This window comes from Bradyrhizobium oligotrophicum (genome assembly GCF_051168495.1).
GTDB classification, from domain to species: Bacteria; Pseudomonadota; Alphaproteobacteria; order Rhizobiales; family Xanthobacteraceae; genus Bradyrhizobium; species Bradyrhizobium oligotrophicum_A.
The window spans coordinates 523,737-536,249 of sequence record NZ_JBNPVB010000003.1; the positions used below are offsets into that span (position 1 = coordinate 523,737).

At 65.6% G+C, this 12,513-nt stretch carries 15 protein-coding genes; 5 read left to right on the forward strand and 10 right to left on the reverse strand.

Annotation, left to right across the window (positions count from 1 at the left end; translation table 11 throughout):
* Window positions 1-792: 792 nt before the first annotated feature.
* Complete coding sequence (locus tag ACQR1B_RS09145; RefSeq protein WP_434832276.1) at window positions 793-1,122, forward strand: hypothetical protein; 330 nt, start codon at window positions 793-795, stop codon at window positions 1,120-1,122.
* A 226-nt stretch (window positions 1,123-1,348) separates the two neighbouring features.
* Here ACQR1B_RS09145 and ACQR1B_RS09150 read toward each other — a convergent pair whose 3' ends face one another.
* The 4 genes from ACQR1B_RS09150 to ACQR1B_RS09165 all read right to left on the reverse strand — a co-directional run bounded on the left by ACQR1B_RS09150 (window position 1,349) and on the right by ACQR1B_RS09165 (window position 4,919).
* Window positions 1,349-1,828, reverse strand: a complete 480-nt coding sequence (locus ACQR1B_RS09150) for a DUF3237 domain-containing protein (RefSeq protein ID WP_434832277.1) — start codon at window positions 1,826-1,828, stop codon at window positions 1,349-1,351.
* On the reverse strand, window positions 1,825-3,144 hold the full coding sequence (locus ACQR1B_RS09155; protein ID WP_434832278.1) for a TRAP transporter large permease: 1,320 nt from the start codon (window positions 3,142-3,144) through the stop codon (window positions 1,825-1,827). Before ACQR1B_RS09155 ends, ACQR1B_RS09150 begins: the two co-directional genes overlap by 4 nt.
* A 6-nt stretch (window positions 3,145-3,150) precedes the next feature.
* Complete coding sequence (locus ACQR1B_RS09160) at window positions 3,151-3,660, reverse strand: TRAP transporter small permease (protein ID WP_434832279.1); 510 nt, start codon at window positions 3,658-3,660, stop codon at window positions 3,151-3,153.
* Between the two features lie 239 nt (window positions 3,661-3,899).
* Window positions 3,900-4,919: a TRAP transporter substrate-binding protein gene (locus ACQR1B_RS09165; RefSeq protein WP_434832280.1), complete on the reverse strand. Its 1,020-nt coding sequence runs from the start codon at window positions 4,917-4,919 to the stop codon at window positions 3,900-3,902.
* A gap of 388 nt (window positions 4,920-5,307) precedes the next feature.
* Between ACQR1B_RS09165 and ACQR1B_RS09170 the strand changes: the two genes are divergently transcribed.
* Window positions 5,308-5,721: a PaaI family thioesterase gene (locus ACQR1B_RS09170; RefSeq protein ID WP_434832281.1), complete on the forward strand. Its 414-nt coding sequence runs from the start codon at window positions 5,308-5,310 to the stop codon at window positions 5,719-5,721.
* A 12-nt stretch (window positions 5,722-5,733) separates the two neighbouring features.
* Here ACQR1B_RS09170 and ACQR1B_RS09175 read toward each other — a convergent pair whose 3' ends face one another.
* Window positions 5,734-6,618, reverse strand: coding sequence for a LysR family transcriptional regulator (locus ACQR1B_RS09175; RefSeq protein ID WP_434832282.1), 885 nt, complete (start codon window positions 6,616-6,618; stop codon window positions 5,734-5,736).
* Window positions 6,619-6,738: 120 nt separating this feature from the next.
* Between ACQR1B_RS09175 and ACQR1B_RS09180 the strand changes: the two genes are divergently transcribed.
* Window positions 6,739-7,371: a pyridoxamine 5'-phosphate oxidase family protein gene (locus tag ACQR1B_RS09180; protein WP_434832283.1), complete on the forward strand. Its 633-nt coding sequence runs from the start codon at window positions 6,739-6,741 to the stop codon at window positions 7,369-7,371.
* A 205-nt stretch (window positions 7,372-7,576) separates the two neighbouring features.
* Here the strand turns inward: ACQR1B_RS09180 and ACQR1B_RS09185 are convergent, their stop codons facing one another.
* On the reverse strand, window positions 7,577-8,305 hold the full coding sequence (locus ACQR1B_RS09185; RefSeq protein WP_434832284.1) for a glutathione S-transferase family protein: 729 nt from the start codon (window positions 8,303-8,305) through the stop codon (window positions 7,577-7,579).
* A 215-nt stretch (window positions 8,306-8,520) separates the two neighbouring features.
* On the opposite strand from ACQR1B_RS09185, the gene ACQR1B_RS09190 reads away from it, so the two are divergent.
* The gene (locus ACQR1B_RS09190; RefSeq protein WP_434832285.1) at window positions 8,521-9,219 is read left to right on the forward strand and encodes a helix-turn-helix transcriptional regulator; all 699 of its coding nucleotides are present in this window, start codon (window positions 8,521-8,523) and stop codon (window positions 9,217-9,219) included.
* Window positions 9,212-9,520: a YkgJ family cysteine cluster protein gene (locus ACQR1B_RS09195; RefSeq protein ID WP_434832286.1), complete on the forward strand. Its 309-nt coding sequence runs from the start codon at window positions 9,212-9,214 to the stop codon at window positions 9,518-9,520. Before ACQR1B_RS09190 ends, ACQR1B_RS09195 begins: the two co-directional genes overlap by 8 nt.
* Before the next feature lie 11 nt (window positions 9,521-9,531).
* On the opposite strand, the gene ACQR1B_RS09200 is transcribed toward ACQR1B_RS09195, so the two are convergent.
* The 4 genes from ACQR1B_RS09200 to ACQR1B_RS09215 all read right to left on the reverse strand — a co-directional run bounded on the left by ACQR1B_RS09200 (window position 9,532) and on the right by ACQR1B_RS09215 (window position 12,273).
* The gene (locus ACQR1B_RS09200; protein WP_434832287.1) at window positions 9,532-9,924 is read right to left on the reverse strand and encodes a hypothetical protein; all 393 of its coding nucleotides are present in this window, start codon (window positions 9,922-9,924) and stop codon (window positions 9,532-9,534) included.
* Window positions 9,925-10,050: 126 nt separating this feature from the next.
* On the reverse strand, window positions 10,051-10,401 hold the full coding sequence (locus ACQR1B_RS09205; protein WP_434832326.1) for a DUF3307 domain-containing protein: 351 nt from the start codon (window positions 10,399-10,401) through the stop codon (window positions 10,051-10,053).
* Window positions 10,402-10,699: 298 nt separating this feature from the next.
* On the reverse strand, window positions 10,700-11,584 hold the full coding sequence (locus ACQR1B_RS09210) for a DUF6537 domain-containing protein (protein ID WP_434832288.1): 885 nt from the start codon (window positions 11,582-11,584) through the stop codon (window positions 10,700-10,702).
* A 20-nt stretch (window positions 11,585-11,604) separates the two neighbouring features.
* Window positions 11,605-12,273 (reverse strand): Crp/Fnr family transcriptional regulator, encoded by a 669-nt coding sequence (locus ACQR1B_RS09215; protein WP_434832289.1) that lies wholly within the window; start codon window positions 12,271-12,273, stop codon window positions 11,605-11,607.
* Between the last annotated feature and the right edge of the window lie 240 nt (window positions 12,274-12,513).

Sequence of the window (12,513 nt, forward strand, 5' to 3'; positions counted from 1 at the left end):
GCATCGGCGCAAAGGCAAATGGCATGATCGGGCATTCCCGCGGCGAAATCACGCCCGGGGTTTGCCGGTCTCGTTCACCCTCATGTGAGAGGGCGCAGGGAAGGCCAGGCGCCGGCTGACGCCTGCGGCCCGCCTGCGAAAAAAAATGCAGGCGGCAGGTACCACAGGTGCAGCCAGGAACGCCCGGCCTTCCCTGCGCGACGGTCTTCACGCTTACTTCGTGCTCTCCCCGGGGACCGGCTGATTGACCCCGTCGCCGACGCCGCGCTTGCGCGACGCCCACTTGACCTCGGCACCGGGAGGTCAGGACCACACGACTTCACGTCCGCGCCATGCCGTTCGTCCGCGCGCCCGAAGACGCGCTGCGGCAAACCGCGGCCATCGCTCCCCGCCCCGCGTGTCGTGACGATCGCGCGCTACGCCCCTTGCTTGGGACGGGATGAGGGATACAATCACGGTTTTTGAAAATACGCAAGAGATTTATTTTTTTCAGAATATGACGATCGATGGATCATCGTTGCCTCGACACGCTCGCCTGTCGTCCCTGCGAACGCAGGGACCCATACCGCGGAATTTATCGGTGAGACATCACTCCCAATCATCGTCCTACTGAAGCCGGTGGTTATGGGTCCCTGCGTTCGCAGGGACGACACCATGTGTCGTAGCAGGCTGCCGGGCCGGGGCACCGAGGTCGGCTTTGCACATGAATGGCCGACAACATCGCATTCAGCATGGCTTCAAAGCGCGCCCTGTAGAACGTCACGGTCACCACACTTCCCGATGGAGGGGACCATGGTTTCGCTGAAGACATCTCTCGCCGGCGGCGTTGCCACGCTCGCCGTGACCGCCACCCTGCTCACCGGCGCGGCACCGGCCCAGGCGCATGACGGCCGCAACGCGGCGCTGTTCGGCGGGCTGGTGGCCGGAGCTCTCATTGGCGGCGCGCTGGCGGCGGCGTCGGAAGCGCAGGCGTATGAGCCTGCGCCAGTCTACCGGTCGCACTACCGCGACGCGGCGTATGACGGCTACGGCTATGAGCGTCACCGCTACGTGCCGGCTTACCGCGACCGCAATTGCGACCACGGCGGCTATGGCCGGGCGGGTTGGGACGACGAGGATTAGTCGTAGGTCTTCCCGAATACGAAGCTGTCGCGACGAACGACCGCTTCAGCCAGCTACTCCGTCATGCCCGGGCTTGTCCCGGGCATCCACGTCCCTCGGAGTATGCAGAACCACGTGGATGGCCGGGACAGGCCCGGCCATGACGGCGTGGAGACAGGCGACGGCGAGCTCAGACCGCTCGATGCTCAGACCGCTCGATGCGATGACTCTGCGCAGCCAGCCCGGCCTACAGCACCACATGCACGTCGATGATGACGCGATCGGCGTGGCGGGCGGCGGAGCCGATGAAGACGTGCTGCATCAGCCAGCGATATTTGTCGTGGCCGGTCTCGAACCGGGGGTGGGTGCGGAAGTAGATCAGCGCAGGATCCACCGGCTCGCCGCGCTTGAGCTTCTGCAGCAGGTCGACCGGCCCGAAGCGGATGCCGCGATTCTCGACATAGATGGTCGCGCCGTCGTCGGTCTCGAAGGCGTATTTGGCTTCGAGGTCGATCAGCTCGCTGGGACGGATGATCTGGAAGTCGGCGCCGAAGGCGCAGATCCGGCCGCTGACGCCCTCGCCGTCCAGACCCGGCCCCTTCACCTCGCCGCCGATGATCGGGATGATCCGGCGCACGCCGATGCCGGTCTCGCCGGCCGAAGTGACGTCGCCGATCGAGACAATGAGGGTGAAGACGTAGCGGGTCTCGAGGATGGGCGTCGTCATCGGTTCATCATCTGTTGCGGCAGCCAGGTGGCGAGCAGCGGGAAGGCGATCAGGATCACCAGCCGGATCAGGTCGGTGGCGACGAACGGCAGCACGCCCTTGAAGATGGTGGAGAACGACACGTCCTTCACCACTGATTTGATCACGAACACGTTCATGCCGACCGGCGGATGGATCAGGCCGAGTTCGACCGTCATCACGATGATGACGCCGAACCAGATCGGATCGAAGCCGAGATGCGAGATCACGGGGAAGATGATCGGCACCGTCAGGATGATCATCGCCATGGCGTCCATCAGGCAGCCGAGCACGAGATACATCACCATGATCAGCGCCAGCACGCCATAGGGGCCGAGGCCGAGGCCGGTGAGGAATTCGGTCACCTTCTGCGGCGTCTGCGTCACCGTGAGGAAATAGCCGAAGATCAGCGCGCCGATCAGCACGGTGAACACGGCCGCCGCCGTGCGCGTCGCCTGCAGCAGCGAGGCCAGGATCTTGTCCTTGTTCAGCCGTCCGGTGACCAGGCCGATCAGGAAGGCGCCGGTGGCGCCGACGCCGCCGGCCTCCGTCGGCGTGAAGCGCGGCAGGAACGGAAGGCCGTAGAGGCCGCCGATCACGAACAGGAACAAGAGCATCGGCGCCCAGATGCCCTTGAGGCCCTTGATGCGCTCGCGCCACGGCAGCGCCTCGCCCTTCGGGAGAAAGTCCGGCCTGACGCGGCCGATCACCGTGATGGTGATCATGTACATGGTCATCGCAAGCAGGCCCGGGATGATGCCGGCGATGAACAGCTTGCCGATGTCCTGCTCGGTGATGATGCCGTAGACCGCGAGCACGGTGGACGGCGGCAGCATCGCGCCCAACGTGCCGCCGGCGGCGATGACGCCGGTGGCGAAGGATTGCGGATAGCCGAAGCGGCGCATCTCCGGATAGGCCACGGCCGAGAAGGTCGCGGCGGTCGCGACCGACGAGCCGCAGATCGCAGCGAAGCCGCCGCAGGCCGCCACCGTCGCGATGCCGAGCCCGCCCCTGAGATGGCCGACGAAGCCGTTGGCGGCGCGGAACAACTCCTTGCTCATGCCGGAGTTGGAGACGAACGTTCCCATCAAGAGGAACATCGGGATCACGCCGAAGGTGTAGTCCGTGACCGTGCGCATCGAGGTCTGGCCGACCAGCTTGAGTGCCGCCGTGCCGTTGACGAGATAGGCGAAGCCGGAGACGCCGACGAGGCCCATCGCCATGCCGACGGGCACGCGCAGCAGCATCAACGCGAACAGTGAAACGAAGCCGATGATGGCGACCGCATCCGTGCTCATGCGGCGCTACTCCGTGACCTTGACGTGGGGGTCATGAATCTCCTCGGGATGGAAGATCAGGCGATAGGTTCGGATGGCGATCAAGAGCACCGCCGAGACGTCGCCGATCCAGGCGATGGCGAAGAACGGCCAGGTCGGCATGTGCAGATCGAAGGTGAGGACGTTGTCCTCATAGGTGCCGCGCACCTTGTCGAACAGGGTCCAGGTCTGGACGGTGACGACGAACAGGAGCACCAGGGTGGCGAAGATGTCGATCCAGCGCTGCCAGCGCGGGCCGACATTGCCCCAGACCAGGTCCACGGTGATATGCGTGCCGCGATAAGATGTCGCAGCGATGCCCCAGAAGATCAGGATGCCGAGCAGCATGCGGCCGATGTCGAAGGAATCCGGGATCGCATAGTTCAGCGTGTTGCGTAGCAGCACCGACAGGAAGATGTCGAGCGCGACGATGCCGACGAAGAACGCGGCGATCCACTCGATCCCGTCGATAATCCGATCCATGTAGGCGCGCTGCATGGCGTCCCCGTTTCAGAAAGTTTGGCGCTTATGTTTGGAAGCGAGCTGCTGCGCAGCCGGCGGTGCTCAGCCTCTCCCCGCGTGCGGGAGAGGCCGGATTGCATCGTCAGATGCAATCCGGGTGAGGGGGCTCTCCGCACGGTCGGTGCCCGTGGCTGCCCCTCACCCCCGCCCTCTCCCCGTGAAGAACGGGGAGAGGGGGCGCACCGTCTGCCGCGCAACAGTTTGGATCGAAGACGTTACTGCGCCAGCGCGTTGTACTTGGCGAGCGAGGCCTTCAGTTCGGTCATGGCCGCGTCGGCGTCGACGCCGGTCTTCTTGACGCCGTCGGCCCAGGTCTTGAACAGCGGATCGGCCGCCTTCTTCCAGGCCGCGGTCTGCTCCGGTGTCAGCTTGTAGACCTCCTGGTCCGGCTGCGCCTTGATCTTGTCGACGCCGGCGTCCTCGAACTTGCCCCAGGGCTCGCCGACCCGGCCGGCCGCTTCCGTGTTGCAATTGTCGTCGATCGCCTTCTTCTGACCAGCCGACATCTGGTTGTACTTGTCCTTGTTGATCACGAACACGAAGGTCGTGACGTAGAACGGCGCGTCCATGTGGTACTTCGTGACCTTGTCGACGCCGAACAGCACCAGCGAGCCGGCCGGGAAGGTGACGCCATCGGCCACGCCGCGCTCGATGATGTCGCGCACTTCAGGCGCGGAGGACTGCACATTGGTGCCGCCGAGCGCCGTGACGAAGTTGGCGATGGTCGCATCCGCCGGGCGGATCTTCATGCCCTTGACGTCCTCCGGCACGACGACCTTCTTGGTGCGGGTGTGGAAGGCCGAGGGCGTGTGGACGAAGGCGAGGCAGTATTTGACGTCCTTCATCTCCTTCTCGGCATATTTGCGGTACCAGGCGTCGAGGCCTTCGGAGCCGCCCTTGGCGTCGGAGATCAGGAACGGCAGCTCGCCGGCGCCGATGATCGGGAAACGGCCGGGCTGATAGCCGGGATTGACGTAGGTGACGTCGGCGATGCCGTCGCGCGCCATGTCGTAATGATCGAACGCCTTGCCGAGCTGCTGGGCCGGAAACACCTTGCCCTTGATGGTACCGCCGGAAGCCTTCTCGACCGACGCGGCCCAATCCTCCAGCGCCTTCTGCAGCGGATGGCTGGCCGGCACCCAGTGCGAGATCTTCAGATCGAACGTCTTGTCCTGCGCAAGCGCGGGGGTCGTCACACCGGCAGCCAGCGCCAACGCCAGAAGCGTCTTCCTCATCGGGATCGTCTCCTCATTCCGCGGGCCTTCGAGGGCCCTTTGCTTCATTGTTATAGCATATAAACATCATTGCAAGCGCCGCGGCGGGCTGGCCCGCACTGCACGTGCAAGCGGAGCCTATCGCTTCAGCCGATGCAAGTCTGGCAGACGAAAGTTGCAGACGCACGGCATTTCATTAACACGTTAAGGATTTCCGTTGCACCCGAAATTGCACGGCTTCATCAGCGCACCACGAAATTGCCGCAGGAGCGGTCGGACAGGCCCGGCGATGTCGGGCGCGGTCCGTTTCAAACGCCCACGCAAAACACGTTTGAAACTTTGTAGGCGGTGCAAAACGCGCGCAGACGTCGTTCACTGCCGATATCGCCAGCCAATGATCGAGACGCGCATGAGCAGCATTCCCGCCGGCTTCGAGCCGCACTTTCGCAAGAGCCCGTTCACCGATCCCTGGGAGCCGCTCTACGCCAAGACGACCGACAAGGCCGTCATCCTCGGCCTGCGGCTCGCCACCCCGCACACCAATTCGCGCGGGCTGATCCATGGCGGCCTGATTGCCGCGCTCGCCGACAACGCGATGGGCTACAGCTGCGCCCAGGCGCTGGGCTGGGAGACGTCGCTGGTGACGATCAATCTCGCGGTCGACTACATCGGCAGCGCCGGGATCGGGCAGTGGCTGAGCGTCGAGAGCGACGTCATCAAGAGCGGCCGCACGGTGTGCTTCGTGCAAAGCCTGGTGCTCGCCGACGAGGCCGTGATCGCGCGGGCGAATGCGACGTTCCGCGTGGTGCCGAAGACGGCGTGACGACAATGGGCGTCAGCCGAAGCGCCAGTCGCAGGTGGCGATGACCAGATCGATGAAGGCGCGCACCTTGGCGGAGAGCAGCCGCGAGCTCGGAAACACGATGTGGATCGGCAGCGGCGGCGGCTCGTATTTCGCCAGCACACGCTTGAGGCGGCCGGCGCGCAAGCCCTCCGCGGCCTGATAGGCCAGCACCCGCGTCACCCCGCCGCCGGCCTCGGCATATTGGATCGCGGTGTCGGCATTGTTGGTGACGAGCCGCGGGCTGATCGCGATCCGCTGCTCGCTGTCGTCCTTCACGAAGCGCCATTCCGCTTCGGGGCCGAACTGGATGGTCTGATGCGTCGCCAGCGCTTCGGGCGTGCGCGGCTCGCCATGGGCCTTGAAGTAGGCGGGCGCGCCGACCACGATCCGCCTCATATGTCCGACCTGACGGGCCACGAGAGAGGAATCGCCGAGATGGCCGATGCGCACGGCGCAGTCGATGCCGTCCTCGACCAGGTTGATGATGCGATCTTCGAGCCGCAGCTCGGCCGAGACCTCGGGGTAGCGGCCCAGATAGGCCGACACCGCCGGACCGACGTGCAAGCGACCGAAGCCGACCGGGGCGGAGACCACCAGCCGCCCTGCCGGCTGCAGCCGCTCGCTCTCGGCGGCGCGCTCCGCCTCCTCGAGATCGGCCAGGATGCGCCGGATGCGTTCGAGATAGCGCCGCCCGGCATCGGTCAAGGTCACCGAGCGCGTCGTGCGCTGCAGCAGGCGGACGCCGAGATGCTCTTCGAGCCCGGCGACCAGCCGCGTCACCGCCGATGGCGAGAGCTTCAGCCGGCGGGCTGCCGGTGCAAAGCCGTTGAGCTCGGCGACGGTGACGAAAGCCTGCATGGCGTCGATGCGGTCCATGGGATTATTGCATCATCTGCAACGATCTCGTGTCAACCGGCCAGATTATGTCGGGAGGCGATCCGGACCATATTGGCGGCGCGGCGACGATCATTGCCGCATCGACAAGGAGTCATTGCCATGACCCAGACAGCCATCAAGGCGCCAGCGGACGTCGCGTTCTCTCCGGCCGTGAAGACGATCCAGACGCGCAAGGGATCACGCGAGGGCTATGCCCGGATGGAGCAGGCCCACGGCTGGCGCCACGAGGTCGACGCCGATCTCGCCGGCCGCCTCGCCGAAGCCACCAGCTTCTATCTCGCCACCGCCTCGGCCGACGGCCAGCCCTACATCCAGCACCGCGGCGGGCCGAAGGGCTTTCTCAAGGTGCTCGACAGCCACACGCTGGCATTCGCCGACTACAGCGGCAACCGGCAATACATCACCCAGGGCAATCTGTCGGAGAATGCCAAGGCCTATATCTTCGTGATGGACTACGCGCACCGCCGCCGGGTGAAGATCTGGGGGACGGCCCGCGTGGTCGAGGACGATGCGGCGCTGATGGAATCGCTGATGCCGAGGGGCTACAAGGCCCGCCCCGAGCAGGTGATCCTGTTCACGATCACGGCCTGGGACACCAATTGCCCGCAGCACATCCCGCAGAAGTTCGATGCGGCAGATGTCGCCGAAGCGCTCGCTGTTCGCGATGCGAGGATCGCGGAGCTGGAGGCGGAGGTGGCGCAGTTGAAAGGCGAGAACGAGCCCTCCGTTTAGATGAGCGTTCCTTGGAACCTCGGACTATTTCCGGGTTGAGCTTTCGCCACAGCCACAGCTGTCATGCTCCGCGAAGGCGGAGCATCCAGTACTCCGCGGCAGAGGAGATTCGACCGAAATGTCACGGCGTACTGGATCGCCCGCGGGCGATGACAGCTGGGTTTCCATGAATGACGAAACAAGCAGCTGGAAGCGGCCGCCAAGCTCACGCCGCCTCGGCCGCCCTGCCCCAGTCGAACTCCGGAAAATACGTCGCCATCAGGCGGTCGACGTAGGCCACGAGATTGCCGAAGCCTTCGGTACGCCGGCGGAGCTCGGACTCGAAGAACGGCGTGAGAATGCCGGCGAGAACGGCGAACGCCGTCGCATCGGTGCCGCACGGACGATCGCCCATCAGATAGGGCCGGTCGCCGAGCTGCACTGACAGCGCGCGCAGCGAGCGCGCGGCGAGATCGACATCCTCGTCGGGCGCGTGGCGGCCGAGCCCTGAGATCAGGTAGTTCTCGGCGACGCGGAACTGCGCGTCCTCGCGCAGCTTCTCGCGCCTGTCGGCCGCCACGCCGTCAAAGAAGTGCGCCGGCCCCTTGGCGAAGTTGGCCGGATCGACCCAGCGCGCGCCGACGAGCGCGAAGTACAGATGGTGCTCGATCATGCGCTCGAACGCCCAGGCCTGCGCCCGCGACCGCACGTCGAGCCCGTGATCGAAATCGTAGCCGTATTTGCGCTCGATATGCGCGCGGATGAAAGTGCTATCGGCGATCAGCTCGCCGCCATCGTCGATGAAGGGAAGCTGCCCCTTGGGGGAGGCCGGCGGCATCGCCCGCTGCTTCCGGTAGGCAAGGCCCGCCATCTTCAGCTGCACCTCCGTCTTGGTGGCGAACGGGCTGATCTCCGGCAGGCCGAAGCCCGCGCCCAGACCGAACAACGTGATCATGACAGCACTCCCGACTTCCTGAGCAGGCGTCGGACGCTAGCGAGATGCTGCTGCCACCATGGTGTCAGCAGCGGCAATAGCGTGGTGGCAAGGCCCAGGCCATAAAGCATCATCATCGTCATCACCCCTTCAATGCAGTATGGGCTCGGTATAAAGACGGGCTGCTGCCAGCATCCTGTCAGCATCGGCCGGGGCTGGCCCATGCAGGACACACCATGAGACGCGCCGACCGGCTGTTCCAGATCATCCAGGTGCTGAGACGCACGCGCCGCCCGCTGACGGCGGATGCGATCGCGGCCGAGCTCGAGACATCGAAGCGCACGATCTATCGCGACATCGCCACCCTGATCGGCCAGCGCGTGCCGATTCGCGGCGAGGCCGGCATGGGCTACATCCTGGAGAAGGGTTTCGATCTGCCGCCCTTGATGCTGACGCCGGACGAGATCGAGGCCGCGGTGCTCGGCGCGCAATGGGTGTCGGCCAATGCCGATCCGGTGCTGGCGCGCGCGGCGGAGGACCTGATGGCCAAGATCGCCGACACCGTGCCGGAGCGCTTGAGGCCGTTCGTGCTGGAGCCGGCGAGCCGCGCACCGCGGCCGTGGATGCGCGAGCCCGACCGCATCGACATGGCGCGCACGCGCACGCAGATCCACGAGGGCCGCAAGATCAAGCTGCGCTACCGCGACGAGCAGGGCCGCGAGAGCGAGCGCGTGATCTGGCCGATCGCGATCGGCTATCATGACGCCGTGCGCATCCTCGCCGCCTGGTGCGAGCTGCGCCGCGACTTCCGCAGCTTCAGGACGGACCGCGTGGTCGAGGCGGACTATCTCGACGACAAATATCCAGAAAGGCGCGAGGCGTTGCGTGCCAAATGGCGGCGCAGCCTGGTGTGGGAGGTCCCGAAAGATGTCTGATCAGACCGAGATCAGCCCCTGCCAGAGCTGCGGCGCCTGCTGCGCCTATTCCGCGAACTGGCCGCGCTTCACGATCGAGGAGGATGCCGCGCTCGACCTCATCCCGGCCGAGCTGGTCAACGACCGGCTGTCGGGCATGCGTTGCGAGGGCGACCGCTGCTGCGCGCTGGAGGGCAAGATCGCGCAGGCCGTCGCCTGCAGGATCTACACGATCCGGCCCGACGTGTGCCGGACCTGCATGCCGGGCGACGCCGAATGCGCGATGGCGCGGCGCCGGTTCGGCCTGCCCGAGATCGTCTGAGGGACGGCGACTCAGGCCGTCGCGGGCGCGAGATCGTCGTCGATGTCGTCGTCGAGCGGCGCGACCGCCGACAGCGGCTTGGTCGACAGCGAGATCGGCTTCTTGCTCGACAGCGGGCTGGCCCGCCCGCTCCTGCCGTTGCGCGACTGCGCATAGAGCACGGTGCCGACCCGGCCGCCGAATTGCAGCAGATCATGCTCGCTGCAGGTCGAGGCGATCGCCAGCGCCAATGAATGCAGATGGGTGCGCCGGTAGCAGAACAGCGCCAGCATCGCCCTGACATCGGCCGACACGCTCTCGACCAGCGCGGGCAGCCCGTTGTCGTCGGCGCGATAGAGCGCGCCGAGAAGTTCCTCGCCGACCGGGCAGGCATCGCTGTCGAACGCACTACGGCTTGGAAACATTGTTGGATCCTCTTGTATGAAGGATGCAACGCGAATCGCTAACGTTCGGTTAACCATGCCGGACGACGTCACGAGGTGGGGACAGCCGCCCGATGCCCCACCCGGCCGGAGGTACCGGCGGGCGGCTCAGCCGTTGGCCGCCATGAAGATCGAGAGCCCGAAGCCGGTGAGATGATGCAGCGCCTGGTCGACGCCGATCAGGGTCCAGAACCAGGGATGTTCCAGGGTCATGCCGAAGCGGGACGAGCAGATGCCCTTGATGCGGTCGATGGTGATGTGGATCGCGAAGTCGATCACCGCGACGAACCAGAATTTCGGTGCGACGATCAGGATCAGCAGCATCGCCACGGCCAGATGGATCAGGCAGTGCACCAGCAGCGGCAGGGCCCATCCCTTCCGCTGGTCCTTGCCGTAGGCCATCCAGGCGTTCTGCAGAACGAAGTCGCCAATGATATGCTTGAAGGTGAGCAGCAGCATCCAGCCGACCAGCGCACCAACCGGGACCTGCGACGACAAAGCGGGAAAAGACAAAGCTGACGCTCTCGCTACGACTAACCCTTGGACGCACCGGGAACTGGAGGCGTTCAGCGCAATCTGATGAGAATACCCGGCCAATTCGACGCGTATGCGTCGCTTATGACATCTCTGATGGCGAATTGCACGCGAAAGGGAACCGCAAAATCACACTCTGCTACCCTTCCCACCGCTTCGGCGAGAGGTAAGGTTACCTACGCGACCGCAAACGTCTTCCGGCGCTCGGCCGGTCCGCGAGAACTCACTCCGCGGCATGGCTATTAGGCCCGGCGTCCAGCGCTCGCGCACGAATCTGGGCGATCGCCCGCTTCAGGGCGGCCTGGCGCGGATCGGGCATGGCGGCGCCGCGCGCCTCGGCAATGGCGGCGGCGAGATCGGACATCGGCAGCACGCCGTCGAAGGTCGGCTTGGCCAGGCCATCGATGATGGCGTGCCAGTCGGCGAGGCCCTGGCGGTAGATGTCCCCCTGCCCCTGGATCATCGTGGCCGTCGCGATCACGGCATGCACCGCGGCGGGCTGCTTGTCCAACGCCCGGGCGATCATGTGCAGCCAGCGCTCGGCCCAGGCGCGCTCCTCGGCGTAACGCACCGACTGCAGCCGCCAGCGGCGCAGGCCGGCCATCAGGCGCAGGCGCCGGATCCGCAGACGCGACCGGGTCGAGAAGCGCACCGTGAGCCGGCGGCGGCCGAGCCAGCCGATCTGCTCGAAGCCGGCGAGCAGCGAATCGGCCAGCGCCTGCGGCAACACGCCGATCAGTTCGTCGAGCCGGAACCTCCTGAGGTCGTCGATCTCATGCCCGCCTCCGCTCCGCCGTGTTGCGAGGTCGAGCAATTTCAGCTGCGCGATCCGGATCGGATCCTCATAGGCCATGCGCGCGGCCAGGAGCTGCGCGATCTCGGACAGCGTGACGGCGTCGACGTTCGACCGTCGAACGAAGCGCTTGATGCGATCGACGTAGAGCTGCGCGTAGCCGGCGCCCTGATATTCCATCAGGAGATGGATGCCCTCGCTCACGGCCGGGGCTGCGGCGTCCGGCAGACCCACGGGCAGAAAGGGCGGCTCGCCCTCGTCCTCGCCGATCAGGTCGGCGAGCAGATAGCGCAGCGAGGAGCGGACGCTTTTCACGGTGATCGAGGCTCCCCGGATCACGCCGATTTGGCGACGGGCGCCGGCGCCGCGGCCTGCTGCGCCAGCCGCCGCTCGAGCGTCTCGATGTTCTGGAACAGCCGCGCGCTGGCAAGGCGCAGGAAGTAGAAAGCGAACGCCGGGTTCTGGACGTAGAGCTGCTCGACCTGGTCGTAGGACACCGACAGGATCTGGCCGCCTTCGACGCATTCCAGCGTCTGCGTGCGCGTATTGGAGGGCGAGATCATGCCGAACTCGCCGACGATGGCACCGACCGGCAGCTCGATGCCCGACTCGACCAGCCGGAAACGGCCGCTGACGATGTAGTACATGCTGTCGGCCTTCTCGTCCTTGTAGAACAGGACCTCGCCGGGACCGCATTTGCGTTCCGTCATGAACGGCTTCAGCCATTCCATCGACAGGTCGCTGTTGACCGATTGCTTCACGTCGCGGACCAGCTGCAGCATCTGATGCAGGCGATAGCTGTTCAGCGGCAGCAGCACGCCGTGCAGCACCAGCACGGGATAATTGTGCATCGGCAGTGCGGTCGCGATCAGCACGATGTTGGTGAGGATGGCGAAGATGCGCAGCGGGATCATCGTCCGCATCGACAGCGTGGCGACCACGAAGATCGAGGCGAAGAGGCTGCCGGCGGCGCCTGCATGTTCGACCAGGTGAGAGGTATCCATCGGGATCAACCAGACTCTTGCTGCGCGGGCGGGCGGAGGCGTGGTCCGGCCGCTTCTTGCCCAAATTTAGTGTGTCCGCGCCGGCTTTTGATATACGGCGAACAGACGACGATTGAACCGGTATTTGAGCCGGGCCTGCAAAATTCCCGGCCGGCGCCGAACGGCTGATCGGCCCGGGCAACTGTTCGCCGGACGCAGGCCTCGCCGCGACCCCGCCGGCATCGTTGACGGAGGTTCCCC

Bases quoted from the DNA above. Each gene is read 5' to 3' on its own strand.
- ACQR1B_RS09185 (WP_434832284.1), bottom strand. From the start codon at position 8,305: ATGATCACGTTGTTCGGTCTGGGCGCGGGCTTCGGCCTGCCGGAGATC.
- ACQR1B_RS09175 (WP_434832282.1), bottom strand. From the start codon at position 6,618: ATGGACCGCATCGACGCCATGCAGGCTTTCGTCACCGTCGCCGAGCTC.
- ACQR1B_RS09165 (WP_434832280.1), bottom strand. From the start codon at position 4,919: ATGAGGAAGACGCTTCTGGCGTTGGCGCTGGCTGCCGGTGTGACGACC.
- ACQR1B_RS09205 (WP_434832326.1), bottom strand. From the start codon at position 10,401: ATGCTGCTGCTCACCTTCAAGCATATCATTGGCGACTTCGTTCTGCAG.
- ACQR1B_RS09190 (WP_434832285.1), top strand. From the start codon at position 8,521: ATGAGACGCGCCGACCGGCTGTTCCAGATCATCCAGGTGCTGAGACGC.
- ACQR1B_RS09160 (WP_434832279.1), bottom strand. From the start codon at position 3,660: ATGCAGCGCGCCTACATGGATCGGATTATCGACGGGATCGAGTGGATC.
- ACQR1B_RS09145 (WP_434832276.1), top strand. From the start codon at position 793: ATGGTTTCGCTGAAGACATCTCTCGCCGGCGGCGTTGCCACGCTCGCC.
- ACQR1B_RS09200 (WP_434832287.1), bottom strand. From the start codon at position 9,924: ATGTTTCCAAGCCGTAGTGCGTTCGACAGCGATGCCTGCCCGGTCGGC.
- ACQR1B_RS09195 (WP_434832286.1), top strand. From the start codon at position 9,212: ATGTCTGATCAGACCGAGATCAGCCCCTGCCAGAGCTGCGGCGCCTGC.
- ACQR1B_RS09180 (WP_434832283.1), top strand. From the start codon at position 6,739: ATGACCCAGACAGCCATCAAGGCGCCAGCGGACGTCGCGTTCTCTCCG.
- ACQR1B_RS09170 (WP_434832281.1), top strand. From the start codon at position 5,308: ATGAGCAGCATTCCCGCCGGCTTCGAGCCGCACTTTCGCAAGAGCCCG.
- ACQR1B_RS09155 (WP_434832278.1), bottom strand. From the start codon at position 3,144: ATGAGCACGGATGCGGTCGCCATCATCGGCTTCGTTTCACTGTTCGCG.
- ACQR1B_RS09215 (WP_434832289.1), bottom strand. From the start codon at position 12,273: ATGGATACCTCTCACCTGGTCGAACATGCAGGCGCCGCCGGCAGCCTC.
- ACQR1B_RS09150 (WP_434832277.1), bottom strand. From the start codon at position 1,828: ATGACGACGCCCATCCTCGAGACCCGCTACGTCTTCACCCTCATTGTC.